The 19043-nt window shown below is 38.4% G+C and carries 14 protein-coding genes; 3 read left to right on the top strand and 11 right to left on the bottom strand.

Annotated features, from left to right (window positions below):
- The gene (locus DEU40_RS18635) at window positions 1–990 is read right to left on the bottom strand and encodes an aldo/keto reductase (RefSeq protein ID WP_110011243.1); all 990 of its coding nucleotides are present in this window, start codon (window positions 988–990) and stop codon (window positions 1–3) included.
- A gap of 225 nt (window positions 991–1215) precedes the next feature.
- Here DEU40_RS18635 and DEU40_RS18630 point away from each other — a divergent pair, with 225 nt between their 5' ends.
- The 3 genes from DEU40_RS18630 (at window position 1216) to DEU40_RS18620 (ending at window position 5481) form a co-directional block, all read left to right on the top strand.
- On the top strand, window positions 1216–2487 hold the full coding sequence (locus DEU40_RS18630; protein WP_110011242.1) for an NAD(P)/FAD-dependent oxidoreductase: 1272 nt from the start codon (window positions 1216–1218) through the stop codon (window positions 2485–2487).
- Between the two features lie 30 nt (window positions 2488–2517).
- Window positions 2518–3516, top strand: coding sequence for an SDR family oxidoreductase (locus tag DEU40_RS18625; protein WP_110011241.1), 999 nt, complete (start codon window positions 2518–2520; stop codon window positions 3514–3516).
- Between the two features lie 117 nt (window positions 3517–3633).
- Window positions 3634–5481, top strand: coding sequence for a chloride channel protein (locus tag DEU40_RS18620; RefSeq protein ID WP_110011240.1), 1848 nt, complete (start codon window positions 3634–3636; stop codon window positions 5479–5481).
- Between the two features lie 166 nt (window positions 5482–5647).
- On the opposite strand, the gene DEU40_RS18615 is transcribed toward DEU40_RS18620, so the two are convergent.
- The 10 genes from DEU40_RS18615 to DEU40_RS18575 form a co-directional block, all read right to left on the bottom strand.
- Window positions 5648–6592 carry an aldo/keto reductase gene (locus DEU40_RS18615; RefSeq protein WP_110011239.1) on the bottom strand — a complete coding sequence of 315 codons (945 nt, stop codon included), beginning with the start codon at window positions 6590–6592 and terminating at the stop codon, window positions 5648–5650.
- Between the two features lie 365 nt (window positions 6593–6957).
- Window positions 6958–8766, bottom strand: coding sequence for a hypothetical protein (locus DEU40_RS18610; protein ID WP_110011265.1), 1809 nt, complete (start codon window positions 8764–8766; stop codon window positions 6958–6960).
- Between the two features lie 401 nt (window positions 8767–9167).
- Complete coding sequence (locus tag DEU40_RS18605; protein WP_110011238.1) at window positions 9168–10319, bottom strand: efflux RND transporter periplasmic adaptor subunit; 1152 nt, start codon at window positions 10317–10319, stop codon at window positions 9168–9170.
- Window positions 10320–10325: 6 nt separating this feature from the next.
- Entirely contained in the window at window positions 10326–14663 is a 4338-nt protein-coding gene (locus DEU40_RS18600) for a CusA/CzcA family heavy metal efflux RND transporter (protein WP_110011237.1), read from the bottom strand.
- A gap of 200 nt (window positions 14664–14863) precedes the next feature.
- On the bottom strand, window positions 14864–15226 hold the full coding sequence (locus DEU40_RS18595) for a hypothetical protein (protein ID WP_137904129.1): 363 nt from the start codon (window positions 15224–15226) through the stop codon (window positions 14864–14866).
- 133 nt (window positions 15227–15359) lie between these two features.
- A complete protein-coding gene (locus DEU40_RS18590; protein WP_110011235.1) occupies window positions 15360–15929 on the bottom strand; it encodes a Crp/Fnr family transcriptional regulator in 570 nt (189 codons plus the stop codon).
- A gap of 53 nt (window positions 15930–15982) precedes the next feature.
- Complete coding sequence (locus DEU40_RS22695; RefSeq protein WP_262510406.1) at window positions 15983–16258, bottom strand: siderophore-interacting protein; 276 nt, start codon at window positions 16256–16258, stop codon at window positions 15983–15985.
- Window positions 16248–16730: a siderophore-interacting protein gene (locus DEU40_RS22690; RefSeq protein ID WP_228406562.1), complete on the bottom strand. Its 483-nt coding sequence runs from the start codon at window positions 16728–16730 to the stop codon at window positions 16248–16250. The genes DEU40_RS22695 and DEU40_RS22690 overlap by 11 nt, the downstream gene beginning before the upstream one ends.
- A 2-nt stretch (window positions 16731–16732) precedes the next feature.
- Window positions 16733–17908 carry an MFS transporter gene (locus tag DEU40_RS18580; RefSeq protein WP_110011234.1) on the bottom strand — a complete coding sequence of 392 codons (1176 nt, stop codon included), beginning with the start codon at window positions 17906–17908 and terminating at the stop codon, window positions 16733–16735.
- Window positions 17909–17992: 84 nt separating this feature from the next.
- Window positions 17993–18601, bottom strand: a complete 609-nt coding sequence (locus DEU40_RS18575; protein WP_110011233.1) for a hypothetical protein — start codon at window positions 18599–18601, stop codon at window positions 17993–17995.
- Between the last annotated feature and the right edge of the window lie 442 nt (window positions 18602–19043).

Genomic DNA, 19043 nt, shown 5'->3' with positions numbered 1-19043 from the left:
TTACCCAGGGACCTGCGTCTTTTCATAAATCAGTCCCTCATTTTTCAATTCTTTCCAGAATTCGGCAGGAATGTTGGTTTGCAAGGCATTCATATTATCTTTCACCTGCCCAGGCTGGCTGGCACCCGGAATAATGGAAGAAAATTCATCAGCGGCCAATACAAAATGCAGCGCAGCATCGATAAGACTTATATTGTATTTTTCGGCAATGGCAGTCATTCTGGCTCGCTTTTCATGCATTCCTTTCGGAATCACATCTTTATAATTATAGCGTTCTCTTCCTGCTATATAGCCTGAATTGTACCCTGCTCCCGAAACCAGTTTTACCCCTGCTTTTCTCACCACAGGAAGAAGACGGTCCACAGCATCTTCATGTTCCAGAATAGAATATTGTGTAGCCGACAGACAGATATCCGGATCAGCAGATTCAATACAGTCTAAAATAGGTTCTATTTTATTAACACCCATTCCCCATGCTTTTATCACTCCCTGGCTGCGAAGTTCAGAAAGAATTTTAAAAGCTCCGTTTCTTGCCTGTTTCAGAAAATAAGGATAACGGTCTCCTACCTGATCTTCAGACAGATCATGAATATAAACAATATCAATATGACTCAATCCGGTTCTTTCCAGGCTGTCTTCAATAGATTTTTCTACGGCGTTGGCGGTATAATCATGGAAGAAGTCGTAGTTAAGTGGTTTTTTCCACATCGTTGGAGGAACTTCAGATTCCGGGACCTGTTGAAAAAGTCTCCCCACTTTTGTTGAGAAAATAAAATCATCTCTGTCCTGATTTTTAAGAAAATCTCCGAATCTCCGCTCACTTTTGGTCAATCCGTACCACGGAGAAGTATCATAATACCGCACTCCGCTATCCCACGCCGTCTGTAGAATTTCCTGAGCCTGTTCATCCGTAATGTTTTCAAAAGCTGTTCCTATTGCTACACCCCCTATTCCCAGTCGGTGCTTTTCTGTTAAAATGTCTGATTTCATATGTTGAATATTTAAAGTGTTGGATGATTGTTACAGTACAAACATCATGCTGCCCTCCATAGAAATGTTAAAAAGAAAATTGTAATGAAACACTGAAATCCGTACCAGCTGCCGGAGCAATAACTATTTCAGTATTTTGAATATTATGTTAAATATTTATTTCGTAGCTCCTTTGGTCTTGTTATTGAATGAATTTCAGTACACCATTTGAAATAATCACATACTATGAAAAAGCACATTCTAATCGTAGGAGGAGGATTTGCGGGTATTAACCTTATCAAGTCTCTTAAGAATGATAAAAGGTTCAGAATAACGCTGGTCGATAAAAACAATTATCATTTTTTCCCGCCACTTATCTATCAGGTAGCTACTTCGTTTATAGAAGCTTCCAATATCAGTTATCCTTTCAGAAAATTGTTTTCAAACAATAAAAATGTGAAATTTCACATGGGAAGCCTGGTCAGGGTAAATCCTGAAAATAAGACTATAGAAACTGATACCGGAAATCTCAGCTATGATTATCTGGTGCTGGCATTGGGCACAGAGTCCAATTTTTTCGGAATGGAAAATGTAAAGAGATGTTCGCTTCCGATGAAAAATATAGAAGAAGCCCTCTATCTGAGGAATCATATTCTGCTGACTCTGGAAGAAGCCGCTAGAAATAAAGACATTAAAGAAGCCGAAAAACTTCAGAATATCGTGATTGCCGGAGGCGGACCTACAGGAGTAGAACTGGCAGGAATGCTTGCGGAAATGGGAAAATATATTGCCCAGAAAGAATATCCGGAAATCAAACTGGGACTTTCCAATCTTTACCTTATTGATGCTTTACCTACTTTACTTTCGCCTATGAGCCAGCTGGCCCAGAAAACGGCCTATGAGAAGCTGAAAGAATTAGGTGTGAAAATCCTTTTGAATGTATCTGTAAAAGATTATAAAGACTGTAAAGTCATTCTGAGCGACGGAAATTCTATTGAAACAGAAACCCTGATCTGGACTTCCGGAGTCATTGGAAAAGAAATCCCCGGTCTGCCGGAAGAAACTATCGGGAAAGGCAGACGAATATTGGTGGATGACTATAATAAAGTAACCGGAACTACCAATATTTATGCATTGGGAGACATATGTCTGATGCTTACCGAAGAAAAATATCCAAAAGGACATCCTCAGCTGGCTCAGGTTGCCATTCAGCAGGGTAAAAATCTCGCTTCCAATTTTAAACGGATAGAAGACGGAAAGGTACTGGAACAATTCCGGTACAATGATAAAGGAAGTATGGCCATCATATCAAAATACAATGCAGTAGTAGATCTTCCGAAAAATTCCTTTAACGGTTTTATAGCCTGGCTTACCTGGCTTTTCATCCACATCATTCCTTTGGTAGGGTTTAAAAATAAACTTCAGCTGGCCATGGACTGGTTCCGGCTATTTATCACCAATAATCCATCCATCCGGCTTATTCTATTTCCGAAAAGAAATACAGGAAACGGATCATGATAAAATACAAACACTCAAATCTATCATATTATGAAAAATCAAAGAAGACCTCCGTTTTTTGGAGAAACAGTCGTCATCACCGGTGCTTCTAGCGGAGTTGGTAAGGCTACGGCAGAAGCTTTTGCCGAACAGGGAGCTGATCTGGTATTGGCAGCAAGAGGAGAACAAGCACTTACAGAAACCGCAGAATTATGCAGAAAACTGGGTGCTACAGTGATTGCTGTTCCTACCGATACTTCCGTTGCAGAAGATGTTCAGAACCTTGTCAGAGAAGCTTTGGAATTCAGCGGGAAAATTGATTATTGGGTCAATAATGCCGGAGTGCTTGCATTTGGAAAGTTTGAAGAAATTCCGGTAGATATCAGCGATCAGATTGTGAAAACCAACCTTTTGGGGTATATGCATTCGGCACATGCAGTGCTTCCTGTTTTTAAAAAGCAGAAAAAAGGAGTCTTACTGAATAATATTTCTATTGGCGGATGGATGCCGGCACCTTATGGAACAGCCTATACGGCCTCGAAATTTGGCGTTCGCGGAATGGTAGAAACCCTGCAGGGTGAAGTTTCAGATTTTCCTGATATCCATATTTGTGCGCTTTATCCTGGTTTTCAGAAATCATCAGGAATAGAACATGCTGCCAATTATTCGGGAATAAAGCTCAGCACACCTCCTCCATCGTTTGATCCTCGTAAACTGGCAGCTTCAATTGTAAAAACAGCTAAAAATCCAACAGAAGCTTCTTATCCGGACTGGTCTGCTGTAGTGTTTAAAAATTTATATGAAATGTTTCCGGGAATCATCCGTTATGTATCTTCTGCAGGAATGAGAATGATAATGAAGAAAGCCAGTAAGGCAGAAAATACAGGTGGAAATGTCCGCCAATCTTCCTCAGGAAATATGGGAATTGATGGAAAAACACTATTATCTGTTTCTACAAAACCATTGATCTTGGCAGGCGCAGGAATCATTGGAGCATTGGCTGTTGGGCTTATTTTTTCAGGAAAAACAAAAGAAATAAGAGAAGATTAATAGAAATAAACAGTCATCGCTATAGTTTGAAAAAGGCTCTTTACTATATTTTTTGTGATATATTTCATAAATTTACAGAACTGTATCAATCTGATGATAGTGTAAAATATTTCGGCGGTGAAAATTCACAACAAAAAAAAATACCTCAGTTTCCTTAAATTTAAAAGAGATTTCCAGAAATACGGGCTGGAAAAAGCACGCAGTTATGAGCTTATCCTGCATTGGCTGAACAACAGGCTGAGCAGAAATCAGTTTCTTGTTCTTTCCGGAATTCTGGTAGGCTGCACGGCGGGTCTTGCGGGAGTTATCCTGAAAACGCTGGTGCACAATATCCATTATTTCATTACCAATAAAGTCCATTTTGAATATCAGATTTTATTCTATATTGTTTTTCCTTTCTTAGGAATCGTTCTGACAACGATGATTGTTCTTACCTTGTTTAAAGGTCAGGATCGTAAAGGAATCGGGGCTATTTTATATGAAATTGCACAGAATTCCAGTATTGTGGCTTCTGTTAAAATGTATTCCCAGGTAATACAAAGTGCTGTTACCGTAGGATTGGGAGGGTCTGCAGGGTTGGAAAGCCCTATTGCCGTTACCGGAGCTGCTATCGGTTCCAATTATGCACAAACCTACAGGTTAAGTTATAAAGAACGTACGTTGTTACTGGCTGCCGGTGCTACTGCCGGGATCGCTTCAGCATTTAATGCTCCTATTGCCGGGATTATGTTTGCTTTTGAAATTCTTTTAACCGGAGTGGTTTTCACAGACTTTATTCCGTTGGTTGTAGCTGCGGTTTGCGGAAGTCTTTTATCAAGAATTTTACTTCAGGAAGATGTTCTTTTCAGATTTTATACCAGAGACCCTTTTAACTATAAAAATGTTCCGTATTATCTTATTTTAGGGATTGTTACAGGATTGTATGCCCGCTATTTTGTGATTATTTCTCAAAAAGTAGAACATTTTATAAAAGGTCTTCAGTTTTCGAGAATGCGTAAAGCCATGTTTGGAGGAGCCGTACTTTCCCTGCTATGTGTTCTTTTTCCTCCTTTATTCGGGGAAGGCTACGAAACTGTAAAAGCTTTTACCAACGGAAATACCTACACTATTATTGAAAACAGTTTTTTCAGGTATTTTGAGATCGGTGACTGGACTATTATCATATTTCTTGTACTGGTATTGCTTTTAAAGGCATTTGCCACTTCATTTACGATTTTTAGTGGTGGAAACGGCGGTAACTTTGCTCCGTCTCTTTTTGCAGGCGGAACTCTGGGCTATCTGTTTGCCTTGGTATGCCAGCATTTAGGGTTTACAGATGTTCCGGTGACCAATCTCGTTTTGGTAGGAATGGCAGGAGCAATGAGTGGTGTTTTGTATGCTCCTCTTACTGCAATTTTCCTGATCGCTGAATCCAGCTTCGGATATGATTTGTTTATTCCTCTAATGATTGTATCCATTATATCTTATCTTATTGCCAAATGGTTTTCCCCGATTTCTCCGGAATTAAAATCATTGGCTGATGAAGGAAAAATATTCACAAATAAACATGACAAAAACCTTCTTTTTGCTTTAAGAACTGAAGATTTTATTGACAAATATTCCCAGACCATTAATGAAAATGCTTCTGTTACAGAATTGTTTGAAATGGTAAAGAATGGTAATAAAAATATTTTCGCTGTTGTGGATGAAAACAGAAAACTGAGAGGAGTTCTTACGTTAGATGATATAAGACCTTACCTTTTTAACAAAGAAATGGAAACTTCGCAGACGGTTGCCCAGATCATGAAAGCTCCACCAGCTGTTCTTCACCGTGAAAATAAACCCCTGGATATTCTTCAGACCTTTGATGATACAGGTGTATGGAATCTCCCTGTAGTAGGTGATACCAATGATTTCATCGGTTTCATCTCAAAATCCTCAATATTAATGAGCTACAGACAGCTTCTGAAAGAATATTCCGATTAATAGTAACAACAGAATATAACAACCGAAAACTTAAATTCCCATTCATCACAGGGGTGGCAAAAATTCAAAGAATTTTTGACGGGGTGGTTATCATCGTCTACTCATAAAAAAATCCGTTCAGCAATGAACGGATTTAATTTTTAATCTGTAATGCAAGTTGAAAAAATTAGTTGCTTGCGTTATTCAGCAGCTCAATATCTTCCTGATCCAGAACAAGTTTTGGTGCATTGAAGACCGTTTCAAGCTGGGAAGCACTGGTAGCACTTACAATGGGTGCTGTAATCAGAGGATTAGATAACAGCCATGCCAGAGAAACTGTTCCCTGCGTTGTATGATGCTTTGCACTTACCTGATCCAGCGCTTTTAATACTTCCAGTCCTTTAGGATTTAAATATTTTCTTACGCCCTCACCTCTTGCACTTTTTGTCAGATCTGCTTCATCGCGGTATTTACCGGTTAAGAAACCTGCTGCCAAAGACCAATAAGGAAATACACTTAAATCAAACTGCTCTGCCAGAGGGGCATAATTTTGCTCAAATCCCTCTCTTTCCATTAGGTTATAATGAGGCTGTAACGCAACATATTTTGGAAGGTTATTCTTTTCTGCAGCTTCAAATGATGCCTTCAAACGTTCCGGAGATAAGTTGGAAGCCGCAATATAACGTACTTTCCCTGCCCTGATAATCTCATCATAAGCAGAAAGAGTTTCTTCTACAGGAGTAATGTTATCGTCAAAGTGCGTATAATAAAGATCAATATGATCGGTCTGAAGTCTTTGCAGAGACTCGTCTACAGATTTAAGAATGTGTTTTTTGCTGATGTCATAACCGTGTTCTTTAGTTTCTGAACCTACTTTCGTTGCCAGAACGATATCATTGCGGTTAGCTCTGCTTTTCATCCATTTTCCGATGATCTCTTCAGACTGTCCGCCTTTCCCGTTCACCCACCATGAATAGGTATCTGCAGTATCTATAAAATTGAATCCTGCTTCAGCAAAGCGGTCCAGTATATCAAAAGACTGTTTCTCGTCCAGCGTCCATCCAAAAACGTTTCCTCCGAAATTGATTGGCGCAATCGTTAAATCGGTGTTTTTGATCTTTCTTTTTTCCATCAAAATAATTTTACTAAGTGATCTCTAAGGTAGGGAATATTAAGCCTTGAAAATATTCAAAATGACCATTCCGGCCATAGTTATTATAAATGGGAATGCTGATGTTTCCTCGGTTTTTTTGATTATTTGAATGTGTTGGAAAATTGCAAAGGCGCAAATAAATTAAAAGCTAACTGTTTTAAGACGCAAAAATTTTATCTCCAATACAATTGAATACTATTTATTTTTATATCTCTTTCTGAAATCTTACATTGATTAAAGTTGAAATATTCTTGAGCATGCGCGCTTTTCCAATAAAAACAGCTCAAAAAAATAAAAACAGCCATGTAAAAGCTGTTTTTATTCTCTATCAATTAAAAATACGATTATTTTTCAACCTGAGGAATGTCAATAGCGATAAGCTGAAGTTTATATTCCTGTAACTGATGATAAATGGTTGACAAACCGTTGCTGAAGAATGGTGATGCTTTAAAAAGCTCATGATAATATTCGATACCCTCAAGCACATTTTTCCTGAAAGCATTCCATTTTTTTGTCTGCGAATGGGTAATCTGTGCAGTGGATTCGCTGATTTCCTTTCTCAGATAATCCACATACATTTTCAATTCGTTGATGAACATATTCGGACGCTGGTTGTTGGAAAGAATATTGGTGTTTCCGTAAATATGTTTTACCATTTCCGAAAGAGAAACTTCCTTATCAAAAAAGGCAATATTCGGTCCCGGACATATGACAACGCCTTGCTTTTCCCCTTTGATTTCAAGATTCTGCTCCATGTATGCCGCATTCACAAGTCCTACACACAGACAGGCTTTATCCGTAATTTCGGATTTTCTTTTATTAAATTCCTTTTCTGTAAGGGTTTCCTTATTGTCGTACAGTTCTTTGAGTTTGATATCCTGGTATTTTCTGGAAGCGGTACAGGTTCCTTCGGGTGAAAATTCTTTGCTTAATGCCAGAAGTTTTTTGGGACACGAGCTTCCATATTTCCCTTTTGCTTCTTTTTCATACTTTAATCGTTCATTGGAAGTTCCTTTTACCGTATTGAAAGGCACTCCTAAAGGCGAAATATTACTCAGATAGAAATCCTGCTCTTTTGACCGTAAAAGTAAATTTCTGGTTTCTGCATCTACCGATGTGGCTTCGGGTACCAGCAAAAACGGAGAACCCCATCCTACGCTGTCTACATTATAATTTGCCAATAAAAAACCGTGTTCTTCAGCAGTTCCTACTCCACCCTGAACGGTAATTTTCATTTCTAAAGGTTCGGAAACTACATGCTTTCCTTTTTGTTCCAAAGCAGCTGTCATTAAGGCGTGAGCTGATTGTATCAGATCATTTTTTTTCTGCTTGAATTCTTCCATGATAGGCCCGAGAAGCATTCCTTCAGTAGCAAATGCATGACCTCCGCAATTCAATCCGGATTCTATTCTGTATTCAGAAACCCATAATCCTTTTTTGGCCAGAAAGTTCCCCTGAATCATAGCCGAACGGAAATCGCTTACTTTAAGGATAATTTTCTTTTTGATGTTTCCGTTTTCGTCAGGGAAAAAATCTTCAAACTCCTCCATATAGCTGTACAAACGGGGATTCATCCCTGCAGAAAGAACCATTGATGATGATAGTTTACTTTTGGCAAATCCGCGTAGTGAGGCATGGGCATCGTTATACATCACAGGAAGCTGTTCATTATTCTGATAGTTGTCTTTATCTACTTTCGTCATGATATTGACATCAATACTTCCCGGTTTTAAATTCGATTCAATGAAGTTTTTAATATTGGAACTCCAGTTATCTTTTTGATTGATAAGATTTTGAAGGCTGTTTTTGAGGTCTGATGTATTTGGAAGCATAGCCATGAATTCCTTCAAAGCTTCCTTGTTTTTGCTGATTTCCTGTTTGAAAGATTCAAATTTTTCATTCACGATATCATCTACCATATCCAGATAAGCGGTAACTCTTTTTGCTCTGTAATCTTCTGTTTTTGCTGAGATCCCGAAATAGTTAAGATTGAACTTTTTGTTGTAAAAGTTCTTCATTTTTTCCAGGATTTCATCATCAATAATAGAGATGACGGAAGAAATTCCATACTGAGCAACACGAATCGGGCTGTCTATGGTATAAGCCAGTCCCATTACCGGAATATGGAAATTGTGCAAAGGTTTTTGTGTCATAAAGTTTTGATAAAGTTTTTTATTGTTCATCTAAAAATCCTTTACAACTATTCACTTCTTAAAAATATTATTTTAAAATGAATTATGCGTCAAATAGTATTTTAATTATTGAAAACATGTCAAATGTCATTTTTTTTAATTGTTTGAAATAAAAAAGATCAGCTGAATAACTGATCTTTTCTTCTTGTCTGTTTTATTCTAACCGCAAAAGTCACAAAAGTTTTTGACATTTAACTTCTTTTCATAAGAACCTTGCTTAAACATATAAGTACACCTAAGTTTTTGAAAATCTTTGATTTTCGCTTATGTGAAATTTTTCTACATCATTATTTTCAGCTTAGTTAAGTGGGCTAAAGTGTTTCAAAATAAAAGCTTTTGTGTCTTTTGTGGTTTCACTTTAATTATTCTGCTTTGTTTTTAAGCATCATCAGAAGACTGTAAGCCCCTTTCTGCACAATTTTCTTATCCTTTAAAGCATCTGCTTTTACAATCTCCGTAAACTGATCGTCAGAAATCCCGGTGACCACAGGAATCATTTTGTAATTGGATTGTCCAAGGTCTTCAAAAACATAATTTTTGTTTTCAAAAGAAACGATCGCTTCGTTGGGAAGTCCCTGGGTGTAACGTCCACTGATATTGACTTCGGCATTCACATACATGCCTTTTACAAATTCCCTGTTCACAGAAGATAATCTGGCAATTGCGGTTGCAGAACCCCCGTTTTCGATACTGGGAACTACGCTGACAATTTTTGCATTGGATTTCACATCCGGATTCTGATTGTTGTACACCAAAATTTCCTGCCCCACTTTTACATCATTCACATCATTTTCAAAAACCTTCAACTCTAAAAGTAACCCTGCCGGATTGATCAGCTCAAATAAAGTATCTGCAGGGTTGATATATTGCCCGTTATTCACCAGAATTTTGCTTACAAAACCTGTAAAAGGAGCATAAATGTTGATTTTACTTCTGATATTTCCGGTACTCAGGCCTTTGGCATTAATTCCGATGATTCTCAGTTTTTCTTCCAACCCTTTTAAAGTGGCATTCAAAGTAGAATAATCTGCCTGAGCAGTCTGCAGGGTTTTGTCACTGCTGGCTTTGCTTGTATTCAATTCTTTCTGACGGTTGAAATTCAGTCTTGCCGCTTCGAGCTGAGCTTTGGTCACCAGATAATCCTGCTGTAACTGTATAAACTGGGGGTCTTCTACTACTGCAAGCACTTGTCCTTTGCTGAAATGACTTCCATTAATGATATTGATCGATTTGATATGTCCACCCATAATACTGGAAACTAAACTGATATGAGATGGTGCAATTTCTGCCTTTCCGTTTAATCTCACCAGTTTTTCCATATTCCTGTTCTGAATACTGGTTGTTGTTAACCCTACAGACTGAATCTGTTTTTCTGTAAGATGAACAGAATTTTTGTCATTCTTGGAAAATTGGGTGTTTTCGTAAACCGTTTTTTCTTCGTCTTTTTTACCGGAACATGAAGATAAAGTAAGGATGAAGGCAAGGCTGTATAGTGGTATATTCTTGAAATGCATGATGTATTATTTTGAAATTAGGAATTGAAGTTCGGCTGCCGTTTGATTAAGCTTTTCCAGCTGATCAATATAATCTGCTTTGGTTTTTACGGCCTGATTCACCAGGATTACCCAGTCCAGATAACCTATTTCTCCTACTTCCATCTGTTTCTGAGCGGTTTTTAGAATAGTTTCAGATTTTGGAAGCTGTTTTTGTTGATAATTTTCAATGATCTGTTGTTGGTTCATATAATTAGCCAACTGTTGTTTCAATCTGTTTTTAAGCTCAATTTCTTTTCTCTGATACTGATTTTCAGAGATGGCAATTTTAGCCTGTGCTGCCTTTGCCAAAGCTCTCTGTCCTTTGGTAAACAGCGGAATTCCTACGCCCACCTGAACGGAGTTGAAACGGTTGTTATTGATGTTTTTCATACTCTGATTGGTGTATCCTATAAGAAGATCCGGAAGCAGTCTGCTTTTCTCAAGCTGTACTTCGGCCTCACCTACTTTAATCTGCTGCTGCAGATATTGAAGCTCAGGATGCTGTTTTACCATTTCTTCTGAAATCTGAAGTCCGATATTCATAGTGGGACGATCGGCCACTGGTTGGTACGGAACCTCTGACTGAAGTAATAACTGAAGCTGAAGTTTTGCGATATTCAGGTCGTTTTCTAACGTATTCAACTGTACTTTGATCTGTTCTTTCTGGATTTCGGCGGTAGATTCTTCCAGAATATTGGCTTCTCCCTTTTTTAATCTTAATCCGGCTTTGTCTGCAAAATTATTGTAAAGCTGGCTGATGTATTCAAGCACTTTTTTCTTTTCCTGAAGCACCAGTATCCTGTAAAAAACGTCTGTCACTTCCTTGGTAAGCTGTGCTTTGGTAAGATTCTGACTGATGACACTGGCAGACCATTCGGCATCCAGCATTTGTTTTCTTTTTGAATACACCGTTGGAAAACTGAACCTTTGAGAGATTCCGAATGAATTATCCGTTTCCTCACCCTGAATTTGCCCAAATCCTCCGGTAATTTCCGTCTGGGGAATATCCAGATAACTGGCTTTCAGTTTTTCCTGATAATCTGAGACTAATTTTGAATTTTTAAGAGTACCATTCTGCTGGTATGCTTTTTCCAAAGCCTGATCATAGGTAATATTTTCCTGAGCCTGATAAGTTCCAAAGGATATTAACAACAGGAAAACAGACATTTTTTTATAGTTGAGTTTTTTTGAGAACTTCATTTTATCTTTATTAATATGTTCAAACAGGACGTATAAAATTGGAAGGACAAACAGGGTTAAAAGAGTGGCAAGCATTAATCCTCCGATCACTACCGTTGCCAGAGGTCTCTGTACTTCTGCTCCTGCCCCGTTACTGATGGCCATGGGAAGAAACCCCAGAGAAGCTACAAACGCAGTCATTAGAACCGGACGAAGCCTGATTTTTGTACCCATGAGTACAATTCTGCTGGTGTTGTTTATTCCGTTCTTTTTCAATCGGTTAAATTCTGATATTAAAACAATTCCATTAAGTACGGCAACTCCAAATAAAGCAATGAATCCCACCCCTGCACTGATGCTGAAAGGCATTCCTCTCAACGCCAGAAAGTACACACCTCCTATCGCAGATAAGGGAATCGCAGTATAGATTAACAAACTGTGTTTTACTGAACCGAAAGCAAAGAATAGTAACAGGAAAATCATCACCAACGAAATAGGAACAGCAATTCCCAATCTGGCCTTGGCTTCATTTAAGTTTTCAAAAGCACCACCATAAGAAATGGTATATCCCGGTGATAGTTTCAGGCCCTTATCTGCTTTTTGCTGAAGTTCTTCCACAATACTCTGAACATCCCTTCCTCTTACATTAAAACCTACAATAATCCTTCTTTTGGTATCTTCTCTCTGAATCTGGTTCGGACTGTTTTTAAGTTCCACTTTCGCCAATTGTGACAAGGGAATCTGCACCCCTGAAGCAGTAGGAACCAAAAGGTTCCGGATGCTGGTAATATCTTTTTTATGTTCATTATCCATGCGGACAACGATATCAAACTTTTTCTCGCCTTCATACAAAGCACCTGCGGTCTGCCCTGCAAAAGCCATATTGATCACCCTGTTGATTTCTGCCACCGAAATATTATACCGGGACAGCTCCGAACGGTTATAATCAATCACAACCTGCGGAGCTCCTACTACCGGTTCAATATAAAGATCCTGGGCACCTTTTACGGTGTTGATGATACTTCCCATCTTTTTTGCATAGGTGGCAAGGCTGTCCAGGTCTTCACCATAAATCTTGCAGACTACATCCTGCCTTGCTCCGGTCATCAGCTCATTAAAACGCATCTGTACAGGAAATTGAAAACTGGTTGTCAGCCCCGGAATAACACTTAATGCTTTGCTCATTTTGTCAGAAAGCTCAGAAAATGTTGTTGCAGAGGTCCATTCCTTTTTAGGCTTTAAAACGACGATCATATCTCCGGAATCCATTGCCATTGGTTCCGTGGGAATTTCTGCACTTCCAATTTTCATGACTACTTTTTGTACTTCTGGAAACTGTGTTAAAAGAATATGCGCCGCCTGTGTAGTGGCTTTCTTGGTTTCATTGATATTACTTCCCTGAAGAATCCTCATTTCAACAGCAAAGTCGCCTTCCTCCAAAGACGGTATAAATTCCCCACCCATTCTGGAAAGCGTAAAAACAGCACCTGCAAACAGGATTAGCACGCCAATAATAATAGTTTTTCTGAATTTAAGAGCTTTCATCAGTAATCGCTGATGTCCGGTTTCCACCTTGCCCATCACACGGTCTGAAATAGTCTCTTTTTCTTTTTTCTTTCTGCTTAATACCAGAGAGCTCATCATTGGAATATAAGTCAGGGAGAGAATAAATGCTCCGATCAGGGCAAAGGCAACAGTCTGAGCCATAGGCTTGAACATTTTGCCCTCAATTCCCTGAAGGGTAAAAATCGGAAGATATACAATTAAGATGATAATCTGTCCGAAAACCGCACTGTTAACCATTTTAGTGGCAGAGCCTGAAACCTGATCATCCATTTCCTTTTTGCTGAGCATATTGTCTTTTCCAAAATGCTTTTTATGCGCAAGCTGATGCAGTACGGCTTCCACAATAATGACGGCACCATCCACAATCAGACCGAAATCCAGCGCACCTAGACTCATCAGATTTCCTCCTACCCCGAAAATATTCATCATAATAATGGCAAAAAGCATGGCCAAAGGAATAACTGATGCTACCAGTAATCCTGCTCTGAAATTCCCCAGAAATAAAACCAGAATAAAAACCACAATCAAAGCCCCTTCCATCAGGTTTGTTTTTACAGTGCTGATCGTATTGTTCACCATTTTAGCACGGTCAAGAAAAGGTTCAATCACGACTCCTTCCGGTAATGATTCCTGGATTTTCTCCAGTCTTTGCTTGATATTTCCGATCACGACATTGGCATTTTCTCCTTTCAGCATCAGGACAATTGCTCCTGATACTTCTCCGGTATCGTTATAGGTCATGGCGCCATACCTTGTTGCATAACCGATCTTGACAGACGCTACATCTTTTATATGTACCGGAATACCTTCTTTGGTTTCTGCCACCTGAATATTTTCAATATCTTCTGTACTTCCCAGCAGCCCTTCGCTGCGGATAAACAGAACGGTTTCTTTCTTTTCAATATAAGCTCCTCCGGTATTCTGATTGTTTTTTTCGAGAGCCGCAAAAACATCATTGATATTGATATTAAATGCCTGTAGCTGATTAGGATTGATGGCAATCTCATACTGTTTCAGTTTTCCTCCGAAACTGCTGACATCTGCCACACCTTTGGTTCCGAGAAGCTGTCTTCGGACCACCCAGTCCTGAATAGTTCTCAGTTCTGTTTCATCATATACATTTTCGTATCCTTTTTTGGCCCTTACCACATACTGGAAAATCTCTCCCAATCCGGTTGAAATAGGTCCTAATTCCGGTTTACCGATTCCTGCCGGTATATTGTCCTGAACAAGCTGTAAACGCTCCTGAACCTGCTGTCGGGCCCAATACACGTCAGTCTTATCGTCAAAAACTACCGTCACCAATGACAGCCCGAAACGTGAAAAGCTTCTCAATTCTGTGATTCCGCTGATATTGCTGGTAGCCTGTTCGATAGGAAACGTAACAAGGCGTTCTATATCTGCTGCACCATAAGAAGGAGCAGTCGTAATAATCTGAACCTGATTATTGGTGATGTCCGGCTGGGCATCAATGGGAAGTTTAGTGGTTTCATAGACTCCAAAGAGGATGAGAGCCACTGTAAGCAGAGCAATGATGAGTTTATTCTTTACAGAAAACTCAATAATTTTATTTAACATGGAAAAACGATTAATGGTAATCCGGAATGCTTTATAAAAGCTGAAATTCTCCCAAAACTTAAAGTATCAAAATAAACGTTTGTAACTTCTCAGGTTAAGGATTAAGCATTAATACAATGCATTACGAATTAATTGATATGTAACAAGAATTCACTGCTTTAGGTAATAACATAAAGCATTAATTTTCAATGTGAAGTCAATTAAGAAAGCCGCGGTGGCTGGAAAATCTGAGAAAGGTATTGGTTGGAAAAGTCTTTTTCCTTGTAGACACTGCTTTTCTTTGAAACAGTAATTTCCTTAGGTTTTTTTATTTCAAATGAAAGTTCCGGAAGCTGGGCATGTACAGTCAATACAATAGGTGGATTGATAAAAGGCAGCTTCTGATCGGTATCCCAGTCAGAATCCTGTTTGTGATTATCATAATGCTCCATTACAAATTCTGAAAGACTTCCGTGGTATTCCATGAAATGTTCCACAAACATAGGTACTTTCAGTACTTCCCCCGCATTGGTGGTAGCCAGCACATACATCATTGAACATAATATGGAAAACCATTTTAACATGAGTACAAATATAAGGCTTAAATTTTTCCTGAGAAGGCTGTACTATTAATTTTTTGAGAATTTGATCTAGTTTAAAAATGGTTTAAATAAATAAAAGATCTTCGTTATTATGTTAGGTTGATCAAACAAAAAATCAAAGCCTTGATTTCAGTCTGCTCAGTGTCTCCTGGGAGATATTAAGATAGGAAGCGACCAGTTTATTGGAAAGCCTTCTAACCACCACAGGGTTTTCTTCCAAAAGCTGGCGGTATTTTTCAAGTGCATCCTGAACAAGGAAAGACATCAGTCTTTTGGTATTATTTACATAAGCAGTTTCCAGATATATTCTGTAAAATTTTTCCCATTGCGGAATAATTTCCAGAAGGTGATAAAAATTTTTATGACTAATATAATATACTTCTGAATCCTCTACGGCTTCTATGAATTCCTCAGAGGGTTCAGAAGTAATAAAACTGGTAAGTGCAGTGGCAAACTGATTTTCAAAAGCAAAATACCGGGTAGAATCCTGCCCTTCTTCATTGATAAAAAATATACGGAGACAGCCATTTACAACAAAAAATGTTCTCTGGCTGTTTTGCCCGTTGGAAAGGAGTATTTCATTCTTTTTTAATTGGACAGGTCTGAAATAGGACAGAATTGTTTCCATTTCTGTATCCGTTACTGATATTCTATTGTTGATGTATGACGTTAAAAGTTCCTGCATGTAAGCAAAAATAGTAATAAATGGCTTTGCTTACTTCTTTTATTCGGTTCTAACTATGAGTTTTCTGCCTGCCCGGCTTTCCAGTATGAACAAATGTACATGCCATGCGGATCCCATTCCAGTGTTGTTTTGAAGTAAGTACGAAGCTCATGTACAGTGGAATATTCTGCGGCGATATAAACATATTCTTTTAATACTCCGAGTGGAAACTGCACAGACTTCACTGCTTCTGCAAGCTTGCTTCCCTGCTCAGGATGAGGATTGTGTAGCCATTCTACAGATAAATCTGCTGCAGAACACAAGATCAGTTCGTCCTCTTTATCTGCCACCTCCAATATTATTTTTGCTCTTACATAGGAAGGAAAACTGTTCTGCAATGGCACAAATCACAGGCAGTGCCGTTGCGTCTCCTGCAAGCAGGTAAAAATCAGCATTCGGAACTAATGGTTTTGAACTTTCTTTCATACCTATTTCCAATAGATCTCCTGGTTTGGCCTTTAATGCCCATGCAGAAGCTGGTCCATTGTCACCATGAGCTACAAAATCAACACTCAGTTCTTTTTCTTCCAGGTCAATTTTTCTATTGGTATAGGTTCTGATCAGAATGATGTTTTCCTCAGTGGGGATAAAGATTTTATTATTAGATCCGGACTTAACATTCGCCAATAGTTCAGCCTGTTTTTCATCAATATCAAATATAACACGGATTAAATGGGGTGTAATAAAGAGTTTCTTTTTAACGGTAAATACAGAACGTATTTTTTTCGTTTCTTTTACTTGAGATGTTAGTGAATATTCCATTTTTATTTTTTGTTAAACAGTAAAATAATCATTGCAATGATACAGCTGATGCCTCCGAACAGGTATACAGTCTGATAATCAAACCAACCGGCAATTAACCCTGCAATGGGACCTGCCAACCCTAATGAAAGATCAACAAATGCGACATAGGCTCCTAGCGCTGTTCCTCTCATCTGCGGTTTTACTTTTTGAATGGCGAGAACTCCCAAAGCCGGAAATACCAATGAAAATCCAACCCCTGTTAATCCACATCCGATAATAGCCAATGTTTTGGAAGCAGAAGTCCAGATCAGCATTTGTCCCGCCACTTCGATAATCAGAGAGATCAAGGCTATTGTAAAACCTCCGTATTTATCTGGAAAAGAAGCAAAGAAAATTCTGGTCAGCACATAACATGCTCCGAAGATCATAAAGGCAAGTGAAGCATCACCCCAATTTTTTTGTGAGAAAAATAATGCAATAAAAGAAGCAATACATCCAAAAGCCATGGATGAAAAAGCAAGACTTAAACCCTGACCCGATATGGCACCAATTACTTTGTAGAAAGGAGTTCTTACATGATCTTTATCCACGGGAATAGAAGGAAGTTTTGCTGTGGAAAGCCAGCTCACCAGCGGAAGTAAGGCAATAAGAAGAAAAGCAGACAGAATATTGTATTCTTTACTTAACCAGATACTGATGGGAGCTCCGATTGCAATTCCCGCATACATGGCAATACCATTCCAGGTCATTACTTTCCCTGAGTTGGAATGTCCTACGAGACCTATTCCCCAGGTTAATGCACCGGTAACGAGGAAGCTTTCGCCAATCCCATGAATAATTCTTGCTATTAAAAGGAAGGAAAGGGCCAGGATAGGATTAGCTTGGAATAATACTGTCAGTACATAAATAATCCCAGCAATAACAGCCAGTATTACACCCGACATTTTACTTTTCTTTGCCCCTTTGGTATCTGTAGTTTTTCCGGAATAGGCACGGGTTAAAAGTGTTGACAATGATTGCAGACCAATCACAAGTCCTACAATAATGCTGTCAAAGCCTAATGTGTTCTGAACAAACCTGGGAAGTACTCCCAAAGCAATTCCTATGGTAAGGTAGACCGCAAATACCGAAATGATAATAGGAGCGGTTGCCTGATAGAAATTAATAGTCTGTCCTTTTTCTAATGTTGTACTCATAAATTTTGTTTAAAATATTCGGGTGCAAAGGTCTCCGAACAGTCAACACAAAACTTTGATCTAAGTCAAAAAAGGGACAGCCATTTAATCAAAATCGAGAAAACTATCAGTAAGCTGTTTCCATTGTATTTTTGCAATTCCCATCATTCCGCCTATAGCAATCGCGAAATTTCTGATGACATCCAGAAACTTAGCATTTCGGTTAGGTCTTTCATTTCGGCCATATACCGCTGCTTGTAGATAATTGGTACTTCTGGATATCATGAAGGTTGAGCTGGCTGCAGAACTATAAAAATGAGCAATGTGACCGCTTTTCTTATTTTGAGGATTTACTGAAGGTTCGCATGTTATGGATAGGCTCTCTGAAAAACTATCCTCATAGAAACAGATATCTATTATTTTTACCCAATCATATCCTTTTGCCTCTGCTTCTCCCGGGCCAGGAATATCAATCCGGATAAAATCTCCTATCAGAGGTTCGCGGTCGACAGGATCACCATTAAAATTATACAGTTTAAATGCCGCAAACGCCTTCCCGCTGTAGCTTTCCCATTGATTAACTGAAAAAAATCTTTTTTTTAATATTTCAAATTTTTCCGGAATCAGAGCCTGGTCAAATACTTTTCTGCTTTCCGTGTCATGAAAGCCTCCTGATTTTTGTGCAGGAACACCCTTAAGTATTTTTGGAATCATATTAGATTTTTAAGCAAAGTAGCATAAAAAACGTACAGAATTTATGCGCAGGATCATATAAATAGTTAAACAACTGTTTGAATACTAGCCGAGGTAAGATATATTTTGACAATAATTCACTTTTTGGTATTTCTTTATTTTGGTTAAAAATCGTGTGTACAATTCTTCAGATGGCGAATTATATTTATTAGCATAGGTTTTTGTATTGCTAATTTCGGAATCTCAAAGAAATCAGGAAAGATTTAGGAAATAATTATTTTTTGATAAAATCCATAATTTTTAAAAAAAATAAGCTTATGATGTTTTACATAACATGATTTTTGTTTATATTTGTGAATCGAAATAATTTTTTTTCATCATTTGTGTTTTTTTAAGGTCTCCATTCGTGGAGACCTTTTTATTTTCAACAATATCATAATTGAATATTGACTATTGAAGTGGA

This window comes from Chryseobacterium sp. AG844 (assembly GCF_003182335.1).
Lineage (GTDB): Bacteria > Bacteroidota > Bacteroidia > Flavobacteriales > Weeksellaceae > Chryseobacterium > Chryseobacterium cupriresistens.
The sequence above is the reverse complement of the archived record's forward strand: the minus strand, read 5'-3'. Positions and strand labels throughout refer to the sequence as shown.